At 37.0% G+C, this 18,053-nt stretch carries 12 protein-coding genes; 3 read left to right on the forward strand and 9 right to left on the reverse strand.

Features of this window, described 5'->3' with window-relative positions; genetic code table 11:
* Window positions 1–304 precede the first annotated feature (304 nt).
* Window positions 305–2,245 (reverse strand): exodeoxyribonuclease V subunit alpha, encoded by a 1,941-nt coding sequence (recD, locus tag BMX01_RS02265; protein WP_064083041.1) that lies wholly within the window; start codon window positions 2,243–2,245, stop codon window positions 305–307.
* 119 nt (window positions 2,246–2,364) lie between these two features.
* On the opposite strand from recD, the gene alr reads away from it, so the two are divergent.
* Entirely contained in the window at window positions 2,365–3,489 is a 1,125-nt protein-coding gene (gene alr / locus BMX01_RS02270; protein WP_064082712.1) for an alanine racemase, read from the forward strand.
* Window positions 3,490–3,524: 35 nt separating this feature from the next.
* Here alr and priA read toward each other — a convergent pair whose 3' ends face one another.
* Complete coding sequence (priA, locus tag BMX01_RS02275) at window positions 3,525–5,738, reverse strand: primosomal protein N' (protein WP_064082711.1); 2,214 nt, start codon at window positions 5,736–5,738, stop codon at window positions 3,525–3,527.
* Between the two features lie 393 nt (window positions 5,739–6,131).
* Between priA and BMX01_RS02280 the strand changes: the two genes are divergently transcribed.
* The gene (locus tag BMX01_RS02280) at window positions 6,132–7,409 is read left to right on the forward strand and encodes an isochorismate synthase (protein ID WP_064082710.1); all 1,278 of its coding nucleotides are present in this window, start codon (window positions 6,132–6,134) and stop codon (window positions 7,407–7,409) included.
* A 172-nt stretch (window positions 7,410–7,581) separates the two neighbouring features.
* Here the strand turns inward: BMX01_RS02280 and hutZ are convergent, their stop codons facing one another.
* The 7 genes from hutZ to BMX01_RS02315 form a co-directional block, all read right to left on the reverse strand.
* Complete coding sequence (gene hutZ / locus BMX01_RS02285) at window positions 7,582–8,106, reverse strand: heme utilization protein HutZ (protein ID WP_064082709.1); 525 nt, start codon at window positions 8,104–8,106, stop codon at window positions 7,582–7,584.
* Between the two features lie 134 nt (window positions 8,107–8,240).
* A complete protein-coding gene (locus BMX01_RS02290; RefSeq protein ID WP_064083427.1) occupies window positions 8,241–8,984 on the reverse strand; it encodes a TPR domain-containing protein in 744 nt (247 codons plus the stop codon).
* On the reverse strand, window positions 8,984–9,382 hold the full coding sequence (gene nrfF, locus BMX01_RS02295) for a heme lyase NrfEFG subunit NrfF (RefSeq protein ID WP_064082708.1): 399 nt from the start codon (window positions 9,380–9,382) through the stop codon (window positions 8,984–8,986). Before nrfF ends, BMX01_RS02290 begins: the two co-directional genes overlap by 1 nt.
* A complete protein-coding gene (locus tag BMX01_RS02300; protein ID WP_064082707.1) occupies window positions 9,379–9,915 on the reverse strand; it encodes a DsbE family thiol:disulfide interchange protein in 537 nt (178 codons plus the stop codon). Before BMX01_RS02300 ends, nrfF begins: the two co-directional genes overlap by 4 nt.
* Window position 9,916: 1 nt before the next feature.
* A complete protein-coding gene (gene nrfE / locus BMX01_RS02305) occupies window positions 9,917–11,812 on the reverse strand; it encodes a heme lyase NrfEFG subunit NrfE (protein ID WP_064082706.1) in 1,896 nt (631 codons plus the stop codon).
* Between the two features lie 112 nt (window positions 11,813–11,924).
* Window positions 11,925–13,805: a monovalent cation:proton antiporter-2 (CPA2) family protein gene (locus BMX01_RS02310; protein ID WP_064082705.1), complete on the reverse strand. Its 1,881-nt coding sequence runs from the start codon at window positions 13,803–13,805 to the stop codon at window positions 11,925–11,927.
* A 129-nt stretch (window positions 13,806–13,934) separates the two neighbouring features.
* Window positions 13,935–16,466, reverse strand: a complete 2,532-nt coding sequence (locus BMX01_RS02315; protein WP_074647692.1) for a class I adenylate cyclase — start codon at window positions 16,464–16,466, stop codon at window positions 13,935–13,937.
* Between the two features lie 263 nt (window positions 16,467–16,729).
* Between BMX01_RS02315 and fabB the strand changes: the two genes are divergently transcribed.
* On the forward strand, window positions 16,730–17,947 hold the full coding sequence (gene fabB / locus BMX01_RS02320) for a beta-ketoacyl-ACP synthase I (protein ID WP_064082703.1): 1,218 nt from the start codon (window positions 16,730–16,732) through the stop codon (window positions 17,945–17,947).
* The last annotated feature ends 106 nt before the right edge of the window (window positions 17,948–18,053 follow it).

An 18,053-nucleotide genomic window follows, 5' to 3' on the forward strand; every position in this document is an offset into this window, starting at 1 on the left:
TGAAAGTAAAACAAAAGGAATTAAATTAATATGAATTTCTAGTTTAAGCACTTATTAAGACTTCAAGTTTTTATAAAACATATAAAATTAAGTCAATCAACAAGTGCCCACACAGATTGTCTGATTCGTTGTTAAAGAGCAAAATAAAACGACGCACCGCTCAATCTAGCTTAACAGCTCACAACGGTGCGTCGTTGTGTGTCGCCCATTATAGGATATCTTTCCCTTTTTGCAAATACTTTTTTTTGAGAAAAATTAAAAAAATTGATTGCGTGCATAAACTTACGCCATTTTGCTGCTTTTGCTAGCAAAAAATGTTGATTAATTGTTCTTTTAAACCGCTTTGGCGTTGAATATTAGTTTGGATGCCTTGGTACCAATTCTTTTTATTACAGAATACGGTGAATTGTTTTTTAGCACGGGTGATTGCGGTATAAATTAATTCTTTGGTAACTACGGGGGCATTATTTAGTGGCATAATTAGAAAGGTTTGTTCAAATTCAGAGCCTTGTGATTTATGTACTGTCATTATGTAGGCGGGTTCGGACTCTGGTATACGGCTTAAGGATACACTTAAATGTGTATTTTCTAGTTTGGTATCAAAATAGGCTCTCAACATTCCATTTTCGTCAGGCAAAATGATGCCAATATCACCGCTATAGATATTATTTTCCGGGGAGTTTTGGGTAATTAGAATCGGTTTACCTAGGTAGCGATCACGACTATTTATGAAATTGATTAATTTTGCTTTTTTCAATGCTTCGGCAATCCATTGATTTAAGCGTTCGGCGCCTAATTCACCGATTCTTAATGCGGATAAAAAACGAATACGTTGGAATGCTATAAAAATTGCGTCAACACTCACACTAGCGGGATCTTTTTCTCTTTGTTTAACTAAGGTTAAATAATGTTGATAACATTGGACTGCTTTTTTAACGATTAGATTAACACACTCTTGTGTCCATAAATGCGTTTCAGTGAATTGATTTTTGTTTGGGTATTCAATTTTTTCTAAATCAGTAAATTGTGGATTTAGAAAAGTTTGCCAAGATTCGTCCGCTTGTTGCTGGTTGACTTTTTTAGCCAGTGCGCCGATGCCTGAATTAGCATCAAAGCGATAACTTTTTTGTAGATGACATAATGAATCGCAAATCGTTGGAACTTGATTCATCATATTTAATTGGTATCCAGTTAATTCATTCAAAGCGGTGCAATGTGCTGTACTATAACCTTGAGTCATAAAATGGCCCAATTCGCCCATAATGGCGCCCGCTTCAACAGAGGCGAGTTGATCTTTATCACCAAGCATAATCAAACGGGTTGTTGGTTTTAATGCATTCATCAGTTTTTCCATCATAAATAAATCTATCATTGAAGCTTCATCAACAATTAACAAATCTAAATGTAGTGGGTTTTGTTTATGATAAAAGGGTTTATCTTGTAGTGGGCGCATCACTAATAAACGGTGAATAGTTAAAACAGGAGTAGGGATATCAAACGTCAATTTTAGGTGTGCTAAACTTTGTGTAATGGATTCTTTTAAGCGAGCGGCTGCTTTGCCTGTGGGTGCAACCAATGCAATTTTAAGCGAGCGTTTAGTTGAATGAAGCTGCTTTTCCTGTAACGCGGCTAATAATTTAGCGACCGTCGTCGTTTTGCCAGTACCGGGGCCACCAGAAATTAAGCTGAATTTTTTGCGTAGTGCAGTTGCTACGGCAATTTTTTGCCAATCGATTTGCGTTGTTGGTTCAGGGAATAATCTATCAAGAATTTGTTTATCTGTGGCGAGATCTTGATTTGCTACTGTCGTTTCGACCGCTTCCTTTAAATAGGTTGCTACATTATGTTCTGCTTGCCAATAACGATAAAAATACAATAAACCATTTTGAAAGATTAATGGTGCTGTTTGCGTAGGGGAATGGCTAAAAGCGATATGATCTTTTAGTATTTCTGGCCATTTAACCGGTGGTATTTGCTCAATTTTTTGCAATATTTCCTGCCATAAAGATGCTTCTTCTTTAACATTAAGACCAAATGGGTTATTTGCTAATGATGAATCTAGCCGTAACGCAGTATGTCCTTGCATTACATTAAAAGAAATTAAGGCTACTAATAATACCGCTAAATTTTTTTCTAGCGGAGTATAAGCATATGCTTGTTGTTTTTGATCGATCATTTTAGCGAATTGATAATCTAATTCAGCAATCAAATTTCTATTTTTAAGCGCGTGTAAAAGTGTCAACATGTGCATTTATTAACCATAAGAAAACCATATTTAAAATTATCTAATTTTCATTATCGATTGTCCATTTATTCTCATCAAGCGTATAATTAGCATTCTTTTGAAAAACACATAGTAGAAAAATGAAACCAGCCATAGCGACTATTAGCCGTCAGGCACTTCGCCATAATATTCAATTGATCAAAAAATTAGCGCCTAAGCAAAAACTATTGGCCATGATTAAAGCAAATGCTTACGGGCAAGGTTTATTACCCGCTGCTGCAACATTAGCTGATTTAGTCGATGGCTTTGGTGTTGCACGTTTACACGAAGCGCTTGAAGTGCAAGAAACGGGCTATACTGGCAAAATTTTATTAGTTGAAGGTTTTTTTGATCGAGAAGAATTATTAAAAACGCTGTCTCGTGGCTTTGATACCGTTATTCATTGCCTAGAACAGTTAGAATTATTAGAACAAGTCGCAAAAGAATGGCAAATTGAGCAACATAAAAGATTTTGGCAACGTAAAACTAAAATTTATTTCCCGATCAATATTTGGCTAAAGATTGATACCGGAATGCATCGTTTAGGCATTCATCCTGAGCAAGTTGATCTATTTTATGCCCGCTTAAAAAACAGTCCTTTGGTTGCCACTATTAGCTTTATGAGCCATTTTAGTCGCGCCGATGAACTGGATTGTGGTTATGCCGAACAACAGATTGCTACTTTCGAAATGGCAACAGAGCAATATTCTGCACATTCTCGGAGTATTGCTGCTTCAAGCGGTATTCTTTATTGGCCACAAGCGCATTATGAGTGGGTTCGTCCCGGCATTATCATGCATGGCATCTCGCCTCATTATCAACCAATCACTCAATTAGGCTTTAAGCCTGTGATGACGCTTTCTTCTACCTTAATAGCGATCCGCAGCCATAAAGCAGGTGAACCGGTTGGCTATGGTGGGGCTTGGATAAGCGATAAAGCCACAACATTAGGTGTCGTAGCAATGGGCTATGGTGATGGCTACCCTCGAAATGCACCAGAAGGCACACCCGTATTAATCAATGGGCGGATTGTGCCAATCGTTGGGCGAGTATCAATGGATATGTTGACGGTCGATCTTGGCATAGATAGTCAAGATCAGGTTGGTGATAAAGTTATTTTATGGGGTAACGATTTATTAATTGAAACAGTTGCCCAACATATTGGTGTGATCAGCTATGAGTTGATCACAAAGCTCACACCACGTGTCATTTTTGAATATCGTTAAGCTTAAAATAATCCGTTGTAGGCGTTAGTCTGCACTTAACTCATATCATAAGGATCCACATCTAAACTTAACCTAATGTTTGCGGGTAAATTAAGCGCACTTTTTTCTTGATCAAATACATTTAGCAACTGTTGAATTGCCGATCGGGTCTGATGCTGAATCAACAATAACCATCGATAATAACCCGCTTTTTTCGCGACAATCGCAGAAAAAGGCGGTGAGATCTGAACACCTTCTATACCTAATTCGACTGATTTCTGTTGGAAATAAGCGGTTAAATTTTGCAAAAGATTTTCAACTTTATCACTTTGTTTACCTGTTGCTCGAAATAACACTTGTGCAGTAAAAGGCGGTAGAGCCATTACTTGTCGCATTTTCAACGCTTCTTCGGCAAATGCATTATAACCATCCTTAAGTAAGCGCTTTAATAGTGGATGATCCGGGTAATGCGTTTGCAAAACAACTTCTCCTGTTTTTTCAGCTCGCCCAGCTCGCCCGGCTACCTGAAGATAAAGCTGTGCTAAACGTTCTTCTGCACGAAAATCCGTCGAAAATAATGCCGAATCAACGTTTACCAAAGCAACCAGGGTTACATTTGGGAAATGATGGCCTTTAGCTAACATTTGTGTGCCAATTAAAATTTGGCTTTTTCCAGTCTGAATCGCATTTAAATGATGTTCAAGCGCACCTTTACGTCCGGTTGAATCACGATCAATACGACTTATTTGATAGGTGGGAAAATATTCACTTAACAGCTGTTCTAACTGTTCTGTGCCAATACCGGTAGTGATTAAATTAGTTGAGCCACAATACCCACATTGGCGCGGAATCACTCGTTGAGAAGCACAATGATGACAACGTAAAACACGTTGTTTTTGATGATATGTATAAGGTTTTTCACAAGCATCACATTCACATATCCAACCACACTCGTGACACAATAAAACCGGTGCAAAACCACGACGATTAAGGAATAACATTACTTGATTTCCTTTTTGTAAATGAGTTTGCATCAGCATTAACAAGCGATCAGATACTCCTGCAGTAATGCGTTGTGTTTTTAAATCAATCAATTGTTGCTGAGCAATTTGAGCATTACCCGCTCGCGTGCTCAACAACAACTGCGTGAACTTGCCATTTTTAACATTATATACACTCTCCAAACTCGGGGTAGCAGAACCTAATATAATCGGAATATTCAAACATTTAGCTCGAAAAATTGCGACATCACGTGCGTGATAACGCCATCCTTCTTGTTGTTTAAAAGAGTGATCTTGTTCTTCATCAATAATGATCAATCCCAAGCGTTGAAATTGCGTAAATAAAGCAGAGCGCGTACCAATCACAATCGCACTTTCACCATTTTTAGCCTTTAACCATACCTTTAACCGCATAGTTTCATTTATATTTGAATGAAAAACATCTATTTCAACATTAAAACGTGTTTTAAAACGGTTAACCATTTGTGGCGTCAAGCCAATTTCTGGCACTAAAACAAGCACCTGTTTATCCTGTTTTAAGATCTGTTCAATGGTTTGTAAATAGACTTCAGTTTTACCTGAACCAGTAATGCCATTCAATAAAAACGTCTCAAAATTTTGACACGCATTTAAACGACTGACGACTAATGTTTGCTGTTGATTTAACACTAAACGAGATTGGCTATTCACAAGCGGTCGATTTGCCAAACTTTGTTGCCAAGACTTACGCTGACAAGTCGGCACAACTTTTGCAAGATAGCCTTTTTCAAGTAAAGCTTTCCACACGGAGGGGCTCACTCCTGCCGGTTTTTCAAAAAATTCCGCTATTTCTGCTAACCGACTCAGTAAGTCATATTGTTTTTTCGACCGCTTGTTTTCAGGTGAGACTAATCGCTGCTGCCCTAATTCAGTGACACGAAAATAATCATTCTCAACATATTCTGCCGCATCTCCATTACGTAATTTAACTGGCAATGCACTTGCTAATACTTCACCGATTGCAGCATGATAATAACTGGCAGCCCAATGTAATAATTGCCATATTTCGGGATCAAAAATAGCTTGATGATCTAACACGGCGTGGATCGGTTTTAATTTTGATTGCGGAATATCCGTAGTGCTAGGCAAATCCACCACAATTCCTACTTTTATTTGCTGACCAAATGGCACTTGCACACGAGCACCTTTTACCACTGCCATATTAGGTAGCAATAGATAATCAAAATAACAATTCAACGGCACAGCTAATGCCACTCGGACTAATTTCATTTATTTTTCCGTGATTATAATCTTTTTTTAAGCAAATTTTGTCCGCTTCATGACCCGTTTGCTGAAAACAAGTCACTACAACAGCTTAAAAGAACATCAATAACAGTAAGCGAATCATTAAAATATAAACATCTTAACGTAAAAGTATACCCATTAACATTTCATCTGATGCTTTAAACCAATAAATAAAAGTGTAGAATATCAATATTAATCTTTAAAATTTTATGCCTTTTCCTAAACCCAACTATTGGTTGGATTATTCCTGTATTAATTCATAAAAAAATAATTCGACTTTACTCTGATTTGGTATGAATTTAAAGAAGAAATAGGCTAAAATAGCTACCACGTTCATGACCACTAAAAATTAATGCCTATTTGCTAGAAACATTAATTATGCTTATTTTTGATCAATTAAAACAACAAATTAACAACCAACTCGGTAAAACTACTCGCAATTTAAGTGTGATTGAATATCAAGCAAGTGTAGATTTGCCACCTGAAAATGTTGCTTTATTAAGCTGGTTAAAAGCTCAACACCAATATCCGCATTTCTTTTGGCAAGCACGCGATTCTGATCTCACATTAGCCACTATCGGCTCAGTCAAAATATTTTCATCATTAGAAGAAGCACAAACATTTGTTGATCAAACGCATTTGGCACTTGTCGGTGGAATTCAATTTGAAGGCAATTGCCACTTTCTATTGCCTCGCCTGCAATTAGTCAAAAATAATCAGCGATTAACCGCTTATTTCTATCTTCTTGAACAAGAAATCAGTGAAAAAATGGCCATATTCACCCAAACATTTGCTGAATTTACGCATTTATCTCAGTTAACATTACCAGATAATCAACTACTTGCACATCAATCAGCATGTGATTTTAACCATTGGCAACACAATATTGAACAAGCAATCTCGGCTATTCAACAACAACAGTTTAATAAAGTTGTACTTGCTAATGCGACAACACTCACGTTCCAACAGCCCATTTCTCCCTATGATTTATTAGCTGCAAGCCAACAAACAAACTTAGGTTGCTACCATTTTATTTGGGCAGAAAACGCGACTCACGCTTTCTTAGGTTCTAGCCCTGAACGGCTTTATCAAAGAACAGGCAACTTTTTTAAAACAGAAGCATTAGCAGGCACGGCTGCAGTCACTGATAATCTTATTCAAACAGAATTAAATGCCGAGTGGTTACTCACTGATCCTAAAAACATCTATGAAAATCAGTTAGTGGTTGATGATATTTCAATGAATTTAGCCGACTGTATTACACAGATTAACATTTATCCTGCTGAAATTAAGCGCTTACATAATGTACAACACTTACGCCGTAAAATTCGTGCTAAATTAATCGAAAAAATTAATGATGCTAATTGTTTAGCTAGAATTCATCCCACAGCAGCAGTAGCAGGGCTGCCTAGGATTCCAGCAAAAAAATTTATTGCGGAAAATGAAAATTTCACTCGCCATTGGTACGCAGGCACTTTAGGTTATTTTCATACCGATCATGCTGAATTTACTGTCACGTTGCGTTCTGCCAAGATTGACCATAATCAACTCACACTTTATGCTGGTGCTGGCATTGTTGCAGAATCACAAGCTGATTCAGAATGGCCGGAAATAGAACGCAAGTCTTTAGCATTAGCCAGACTCCTTAAAATGTAATGCTTAAAATGCGTAGATAGTTAAGATTCCCTCACCCTTTGTGCTATTCAATTCCGAAGCGAGTGCATAAAGCCGATAATAACGTTGCAACAAGATTAACAATAAAAAATCATTCATATCAATAAAATCGTATTAAGATGAATGATTAGAGATAATAGCCAATTAGAACAAATTATTCGTCAGTTTGGTGACCTTCATCTAAATGAACAATATTAACCAGATCATCTGGGCTTACTTCAAAAGCCTTACCAAAGCCTTTTACAAATAGGCCATGAGTAGGTTTAAAGCTGAATAATTTAAAATCTTTCATGTTTGCCAATTCATCAATTAAATTACCGTGACGAGCTTTTAAAGCAGCTAAACCACTTTCCCATTCTTCTCCCTCACGTTCAATTAAACGCGCAGTCGCATCAAAAGTTAAACGACGGCGAGCAAAAATTTGACGGCTTTTGCTTTCATCATCAATCAACATTAACGATACTTTTGGCACTTCAATTAAATTACGTGCATGACGTGCAATCGTTGAAATTAATACTTGGTATTCGCCATTATTAATTACGAAAGGCGCATAGCTAACATTAGGATTACCTTCGCTATCGACAGTCGAAAGAACAAGTGTTTGAATATCTTGCTTTAACTCTTGAATTTCTGGCCCTAAACGGTTTTGTAACACTTCTTGGCGATTCGTTACGCTCATAAGTTCTCCTTACTTAACATTCTATGTAAAACTCGATCAAATTTAGCAAAATGGTATCATTTTATTATATTTCAATCCTTATTTTTAGCAATATTTAAAATGTAAATTGTAAAGATCGGCTTACTTTTTGTTGATCACAATTGTTGTAATGCCATTTGAATATTTTGAATAACTGCCCGCCGATCAACTGCCGGGTTTTGGCTGTCTAAAACTTGTCGCCAATAATTTATTGCTTGCTGATATTGTTTATTAGCATAAGCATTTGTAGCTAATAACAGTAAACTATTATTTTCTTTAGCATCTAAAGCTAACGCTTGATCGATCCATTGTTTTGCTTTATCGGATAACTGTTGATGCTTAGCATAATAATCAGCCGTAGCCATCGCCCCTAAAATTGCCGCTTTTTTACCTAACACTTGTTCGGCATTTTGATAACAAATCAAAGAAGCATCAAAATCATTATTTAAGGCATACGCCTGACCCAATTCATACCACACATCACCATTATTCGGATTTTGACGTAATTGATTTTGCAAACTTAAAATATAACGATCGTTTTTTTGTTGTTTATCTTGTAAATCAGCCTGTCGTTGAAAGGCTTGATACATTTGTTGGCCTTGTTGCACAAAGTGATAACGCCCCGTTTGCCAATAGATACTACCGGCAAGGGCGCTCATTAATCCACATAACAATATAGTCAGACTAAGCGGTCGTTTTATAGCTAAAACTGTAGTATTTTCAACCACTTGTGCCTGTTCAAATTGATAACGGGCTTGTGCTTCTAATACACATTCTTGTTGTAAATCTAGCGGTAAATTTTCAGCAAATTTAACCGCTTGTTGATAAGCTTGCTGATTAATTTTCGCTCTTTGGTTCATCATACTTTACGCGTTTTAGTTCGCCAAATAATTGTGATTATTAATCCAAGGACTAAAGCTAATGGCATTCCCCATAATAACCAAGTGTGCGGATTAAATGGTGGCTTATAGTGCACAAAATGCCCAAATCTGTTGGTCATAATTTGAATTATTTCTTCATCTGTTTTGCCTTGTTTGACCATTTCATACACCTCTAAACGTATCTTATAGGCGTTAGTGGCATTGGATTCCACTAAGTTTTGATTTTGACACTGTGTACAGCGAAATGATCTAGCCAATGCCACTGCGCGTAGTCGATCTTGATTATTTTCAAACTGAAAAGTATCCACCATTTTGGCCTGCACACATAAACTAAAGATAGCTGATAATAAACAGATTATTTTTTGCAAAAACTTCACTCGTCTTCCTTACGCAATTCCTCTAATATCGGTAAGAAATCTTGTTCAAAATCAGGGTTATATCCTTTTTGTTGATAGCGGACAATGCCATTTTTATCAATCAAATAAGAACTTGGTGCGGAAGAAACCCTTAAGGTTTGAATTAAAAATCCTTCGTCGTAATCGTCAATCACTAAACTAAACGGATTTCCCCATTCAGCTAGCGCCTTACGGGCATTATCCGGATGATCAGCATAGGTCAAACCGACAATTTGAACCCCTTGCTGTTTTAATTTATGCAATACCGGAAACTCTTTAATACACCAACCACACCAACTACCCCATATATTCAAAATATAAGGTTCTTTTGGCAAGCTGTCGTTATCAATATAAGTATGTTGATCGAGCAAATTTTTGCCGACAAATTCAGGAAATGGTTTATCACGCCAATCTTCTGTCGCTGCAAGCGCTTCTTTATTCATCAAAGGCGTCATCAAAAACGACACGATTACCATCAGTAATATAAGCGGTAAGAATAAAAACAGTTTTTTCATATTATTTTCCACGATATCCTAATAAAGCCAAAAACGAGGCAAGCATCATCATGATGCCACCTAGCCATAATGCACTCACGTAAGGTTTATAGTGTAAACGGAACGCGTATTCAAAATCACCTAATTTATCGCCCATCACAATATAAACATCATCTAAACCCGCGTGATAAAGCCCGACTTCTGCCATGGTCATTGTTCTTACATCATAATAACGACGTTCTGGTTTCACGGTGGCTAACTGCTTGTGCGATTTTTCTATAGTAAAAATAGCACGTTCTGCGGTATAGTTTGGTCCAATCACATCACGATAAGCCTGATAATTAAAATTAAAACCGGCTAATGACGCTTGTTGTTGTGGCTTCAAACGTACACTTATTTCATCGCCATAATAACTATTCATTATTGCCCCAATTACACAAATTGCAAAGCCAATATGTGCTAATCGCATTGCGAGCGGTTGAATTTTCCACATATATCGCCGATAAGGGAAATGGCTAATAATAATCCAAATAGCCAGCCCAACAAATACGATAGGCAATAGACTAAATTGATGCACATTATTCGTTTGAATAGTAAAATAAATCAAACTACAAGCTAAACTAAATGCAATGGGTAAGAACCATAATTTGATCAAAATGACGCTAGTGGCAACCTGTTTCCAACATAAAACCACCGCTAATCCCATAACTGACATTAATAGCAATGCTAAAGGTGTAAAAATACTATTGAAATAAGGTGCGCCAACAGAAATAGATCCCCACCCCATCGCCATAAAAATCATCGGATAAAAAGTACCCAGCGCCACGGTTGAAGTTGCAACGGTTAACAAGCCATTAATCAATAAAAAAGCGACTTCTTTTGAAAAAAGGTGAAAATGTACTCTGCCGGGCCAGACTTTTACGTTTAAGGCAAACAGCGCTAATGCAATAAAACTTAAACTAAAAAATAAAATCAACAATGCAATACCGCGATCAGAATCCACGGCAAATGCATGAACTGAGGTTAATATGCCGGAGCGAACAATAAAAGTGCCAAGTAAACTTAAGGCAAAGGCAAAAATTGCGAGTAAAATAGTCCAATAACTGAAAATACCACGTTGTTCAGTCACAATTAAACTATGTAATAATGCGGTTCCTAACAACCACGGCATTAATGAAGCATTTTCAACCGGATCCCAAAACCACCAACCGCCCCAGCCTAATTCATAATAAGCCCACCAAGCCCCCAAAATAATCCCGGCGGTTAATAGCCCCCAAGAAATCATGACCCAAGGACGAATCCAACGACTGACTGCAGCGTCTAACACCCCCGACATTAAACTGGCTACAACCATCGCAAAACTGACCGCAAAACCAACATAGCCAATATAAAGTAACGGTGGATGAAAAATTAAACCAATATCTTGTAACATTGGATTTAAATCACGCCCTTCAGGCGGTGGAGGGAAATTGCGTTCAAATGGATTAGAAACAGATAAAATAAATAACAAGAAACCGAGGCTAATTAACCCAAGTATTGCCAAGGTGCGATCATAAAATAAGCGGTCAGATTTATTAGCAAAAAAGCTAAAGACTGCCGTCCAAATGGTCAAAATAGTTAACCAAAACAACATTGACCCTTCATGCCCGCCCCAACTCGCTGCAAATTTAAAAAAATCAGGTAATTGCGTATTTGAATGGTGTGCAACATAGATAATAGAAAAATCGTCGATGATAAATGCATAACCAAGCACGCCAAATGCAAAAGTACAAAATAGCGCTTGTAGCCGACTAAAAAAAGCATTGAAAGATAAATAATGTGAACGTTTAAATAATTCGCCTAATACAGACAATAGCACTTGTAATGAAGCACTAACTGCCGCCACTATTAATGAAAAATAACCCAACTCTGGGAGCATAAATAAACCTATTAAATGCTTTCCTTATTCAATATAGACTAATCATAAAGAGTTGCATTGACTATGTAAACGAAAAGGGCAACAACTCGCCCTTTTGTTCACTTTCTTTTGATCAAACATCTGCTTTCTTATTTAAATTATCTTGGCAATGTTGACTTTCGTCTATTTCTGCTAAAATTTCTGCCGCATATTCATTCAATGCTTCCGCAGGCTGTTGTGGCTTGACTAATGGTTTAGGCGTGAAATATTTACGAATTAATTCAGCTGAAGTCCCATAAATAAGCTCTTCTTTAAAACGTTCTTTATCTAGCGCTCTCACACTTTCTACTACCTCTAGTGCTTCCACTTCATCTATGCCTAATTTCATCATTGTTGCTTTACTTAATACTAATGCTGATTCAAAAGTTTCACGAATTTGGAAATCTACGTGTAATTTAGTTAATTGAATAGCACTATAACGATCATAAGTACGAGCAAAAATAGGCATTAACGGAAATTCATGTTTAATTTGTTCAACAATTGAGGCACTGCGTGTTGGATCATTAATACCTAATACTACACAGTCTGCTTTAGCTAAACCACTAGCACGTAACACATCTAAACGTGTCCCATCGCCATAGTAAACTTTAAAACCAAAGCGAGCCGCGGCGCGAATTCGATCAGTATTAGCATCAATAACGGTTACAGTAATGCCACGCGCTAATAAAATTTGACAAACAATCTGACTAAAGCGCCCAAAACCAATCACAATTACGCTATTTTCTAAATCTTCAGCCACTTCAATGCTAGCCATACTTGGTGCTTCAGGTTTAGCTTTACGTGTCATAATACGTTGAACCATTAATACAACGAGTGGCGAAAGTAACATAGAAATAATCACTGCTGCCGTAAAGGTAGCTTGTTGATCTTCATCTAAAATCCCCACTGCTGCCGCGGCTGAAAATAGCACGAAAGCAAACTCACCACCGTGCGACATAATCGACATGCGCATTAATGCTTCTCGATGCGAAAGTAGTGTTAATAAACCAATTACATAGACAGATATGGCTTTCCCTAGCACTAAAATAACCACCAGACTCAGTAATAAGAATAAGTCATCAAACACAAATTTTAAATCTAATGACATTCCTACACCCATAAAAAATAAGCCGAGTAACAAACCTCTAAATGGCTCAATATCTGCTTCTAATTGATGGCGAAATGATGATTCTGACAACATTACGCCCGCTACGAACGCTCCCATTGCCATTGATAAGCCACTGAGTTCCATTAACAATGCCGCACCCAATACCACTAACAATGCAGCAGCGGTCATCATTTCTCGCACTTTAGCTTTTGAAATCATTCTAAAAAGTGGATTCATAATCCATTTACTACTAGCCACTAGAATAATAATACCAATCACAGCTATACTAATCGCCGCTGAATTAATCCCCGTGGTAGCGCCTTCGGTACTTGGTGCTAAAAAAGTCATTGATGCTAATAATGGTACAATCGCTAAATCTTCAAACAATAGCGTGGAAACAATTCGCTGTCCTTTTGGTGCACTTGATATCCCTTTATCTTCTAATACTTGCATCACAATAGCAGTAGAAGATAATGTAAAGCCGGCTCCCACCACAAAAGCAACGGCTGTCGTTAAACCAATTAAATGAATGCCTGCAAAAGTCAATAAAGTACCGCATGTTAGGACCTGTAAGAAACCTCGGCCGAAAATAGCTTTACGCATACTCCATAATAATTCAGGATGCATTTCCAGGCCAATAATAAAGAGGAACATTACAACGCCAAGCTCTGCCATATGGACAATTGATTGCGGGTTCTGAAATAACCCCAACACCGAAGGACCAATCAAACATCCAGCAACTAGATAACCTAATACACTGCCTAAACCTAGACGTTTAAATAAAGGAACAATAGTTATACTAGTTGCTAATAATGCGACGATTTTCCCTAACTCAGAATCAGCCAGATGTACAATATCCACAGACATAAATGCTCCCATTTAAAATAAACAAATGATTATTTGTTTATAATACAAAAAAATAGTGTTTCAATTTAAATTATGAAAATTTGATTAATTTACTCACAATAACAAGTGCTACTAGCAATAAGCAAACATTTAACTTATCATTTTCCTCGACTGCTGTTGTAATAAATAATCACGATGTTGCTTACTCTGAAATGGCACAATTTTTATTTCATCAGATACATTGATAATTTGATAAAATTGTGGAAAGTTAAAACTTGCCACTGCTAATATGTTTGTTTTTTGTTCTGAATACAAGCGATTGATTTCTCTTATTTTTTCCTCTTTAGCATCAAAACAATTATAATAAGTTTCTAATCTATTTCGTTCATCTAAGATATACACATTAAAACTATTATCTAAATTATCTTCAAAGAAAAATTGTAAAAAGCCCTCACTAGCAAATTCATCTATTTCTTTCGGAAAACCTAATTGTGGTTTCGCTTGTTTTAAAACATACTTATTTGCATTATTTTCTAATAAATCCACCGCTTGTTGAGTAAGTGGTTGAATATATACCGTTTTTTTGCCAAATACAAACTGCCATATTTTACCGGCTACTTTTAATGTATTAAGCGGTTGTTTTTGTGAAATAGTTCCCGTTTGAATAGTAATACATTTATGCACGAGGCCAGCAATAAAATCGCGCAATTCACTACGTAAACGGCGACTATAACAAAATACATTCACCGATTGTGGTGGCGCAGAACTACGATATATTTTATTTGAAATTAACTTTAACGCTTTTAAAATCGCATCATTACCTTCAAAATGCTGAGTGCGGATTTCATTCCACATATTACGATAAATAATACTGACACTCCCCACTAAACTTTCTTGGCGAGATCCAAAGTTAAACAAATCACTAGGTTGCACCGCTGTACGCCGAGCTTCTAGCTTTTGAGTAGGATCTTTTACTAAATTGACCGCTAAAATTAAACTACGAATTTCATTAGGGTGTAACATATCTTGTTCATTAATGGCAGGCGCTTGTACAGGAAAAGAAAGCCGTAAATCAGTAATAAATTGGCGTAATTTGTTTAAATCTAGACTAGGGCTAATTAAATGCAATTGCGTACTTGAAGTAATTAAACCATTAAAATAACTCCAAGCTACAATTTTAATTAAGCTTTTGCCATTTCTGACGTAACGTAAAGCTGAATTATATGGGCTCTTAGGCGCTTGATTAATTAAATACCAACCCGGTTGAATAGCTGAATTACCTTGTACTTCAATGAATGTAAGTGCACTTTCTGCTAAATTTTGAGCAATATTAGGATTAATCAACGGCACTTTACCCGGCAACACTTCGAACACAGAATATAATTTACGCATCAAAGTATCAATATCACTCGTCATAATACTAGGATCAATATGAAATTTGCGGGCAAAATGAATAAGGTTACGATAACTGTGTAGCAATTGATCAACAATCATTTGCTGATGTTTAACGGCTTGTTTTATTTTCCAAGTATGGCGATGTTGTATAAATTGAAGATATTCATCTTCCCACTTCCATTCGGCGACTAATTCATCTAATGCTGCCGTACGCCAACTCTCAATATATTCACCTTCCATCGCTTTAATATAAAAGCACATACGCAAAAAAGCTAACCGTATCCGTTCTTGCTGACCATTTAAATACGCAGTAACGCGTTCTAACATTGCTAAATAAGGATCAAAATGATAAGAACAACGCTGTTGGCTTAATAATTTTCGTTTAAATTCTTTGGAAATTAGATCGGTAGCGGGATAAGTTTGAGAATAACTTTCTAACAATAAAATTTTAATTGCCGATTTATATGGACACGCAATGCCTTTATACAATTGCCATAAACTCGCGCCAAAAAATTCAGCGGTCGAAAGTGAGGAAAAATCGCCAAAATCAATCCATTCTTTTGATTTAAACGCGCCTTGCGCAATACAAACCTGATAATCTTCATCTGATAAGTGTTGCCATAATAGTCGTTTGCCTGCCAAACGAATTGCCGAACGATAGAATTCATCTAATAAAAAAAAATGCTGTGTAGATCCACTATGCTCTTCATTCACATCTTTATGATCTAAATGGTCTTTAAAATGGTTTGGATTCATTAAGTAAAAATTAATCTCAACGCCAAACTGTTGCGACCACTGTTTAATTTTGTTTATTTTTTGAGCAATTAATTGATACTCGACCGCTGTTAAGCGATCGGAATAACACAGCCAAAGATCTAAATCCGATAAACTTGTTTGAGTAATAGAGCCCGTGCTTCCCATAGAATAAAGTGCATCAAAGACTGAATGGCTAGAAAATGCTTCTACTACATCATCAGATACCATTAAATTAGCTAAATACGCTTGTTGATAAGCAGATAACTCAAATTGTGCAATACCACTTGGTGCATTTTTTACATAGGCTGGTAATTCAGGGCAATTTGTATGAAGAAGAAGTGGTAATAAGGAAAAAACATGCTGAAATTGTGGATTATTCGCCGCTAAGGCTCGTTCAATTCTAAAATCGTTTAACGCATCAACACGTTGCATTGCCCAGGTTAATTTTTTCTCAAAAATGGTTATAAAAGAGCTTGAAACATCAATTGCTGTTTGAGAATAGCTAATATTTGCTAACGCCAACTCTTTCACATTCTCTTCCTTCTACCAAAAATCGTGATCAATGTAACATTTTGCAACAAAAAGTAAAGGCATACCCAATCTGACTGACCGTTGATATCTCGCAAAATTTGCTAAAACCAAGCTAAATTAGCCCGCTATCTTTAGCAAAAACAGTTCAGACCAGCCAAAATTTTCGCTAAAATAAATAAATTTTTACTAGATTAGTTTAGCGAACAAGTGTAAGCTGAGTGATATATCTTATCTCTGAAATATAAAATGATGAAGGAAACAAAATGAAAAGAGTCGTTATCACTGGTTTAGGTATTATTTCTAGTATCGGTAACAATAAAGAAGAAGTTTTAGCCTCATTAAAAGAAGGCAAATCAGGCATTGAATTTGTGCCAGAATTTGCCGAAGTAGGTATGCGTAGCCAAATTGCAGGAACTGTTAAATTAAATCCAGCTGAATTAATCGATCGTAAAATCTATCGTTTTATGGGAGATGCAGCGGCTTATGCTTATCTTGCAATGAAAGAAGCCATTGAAGATTCAGCCTTAACAGAAACACAAGTTTCAAATGATCGCACCGGTTTAGTCATCGGAGCGGGAACCGGTTCTGCACATAGCCAACTGGTTGCTTGTGATGCTGTTCGTGGCCCACGTGGTATTAAAGCGGTTGGGCCATACGCAGTGACCAAAACCATGGCATCTAGCGTTTCTGCCTGCCTAGCGACTCCATACAAAATTCGAGGGGTTAACTATTCTATCAGCTCGGCTTGTGCAACTTCAGCACACTGTATTGGCCATGCAATGGAATTAATCCAACTCGGCAAACAAGATATTGTTTTTGCGGGTGGTGCTGAAGAACTGTCGTGGGAGTGTGCAACAGAATTTGATGCAATGGGCGCCGTATCCACTAAATATAATGATACACCGACTAAAGCTTCACGTGCTTACGATGCAAATCGTGATGGTTTTGTTATCGCAGGCGGTGGCGCGGTAGTGGTTGTAGAAGAATTAGAACACGCGTTAGCACGCGGTGCTAAAATTTATGCAGAAATTGTAGGCTATGGTGCAACTTCTGATGGTTATGATATGGTTGCACCAAGTGGAGAGGGTGCTGAACGTTGTATGCGTCAGGCATTAGCAACGGTTAATGGCGAAATTGAATATATTAATGTACACGGTACATCAACGCCTGTTGGCGATGTAAAAGAATTAGCCGCGATTAAAAATGTCTTTGCCGATAAAAAACCTGCCATTTCATCAACCAAATCAATGACTGGTCATTCATTAGGTGCCGCAGGTGCGCACGAAGCAATTTATTCATTACTGATGTTAGACAATGATTTTATTGCACCAAGCATTAATATTACCACACTAGATGAACAAGCAGAAGGCTTAAATATTGTTACAGAATGCCAACATACGCCACTAACTACAGTTATGTCGAATAGCTTTGGTTTTGGTGGCACAAACGCAGCACTAGTTTTCCAGAAATATAAAGGCTAATCTTAAATTTAGCTGAAAAAAGCGCATTAAAAAATGCGCTTTTTTATTGTATTTTAACCCGCTATCTTGCTATTAGATTATAACCTTTATGAGCATTCAATGTAGT

The organism is [Haemophilus] ducreyi (assembly GCF_900109315.1).
GTDB lineage: Bacteria > Pseudomonadota > Gammaproteobacteria > Enterobacterales > Pasteurellaceae > Haemophilus_B > Haemophilus_B ducreyi.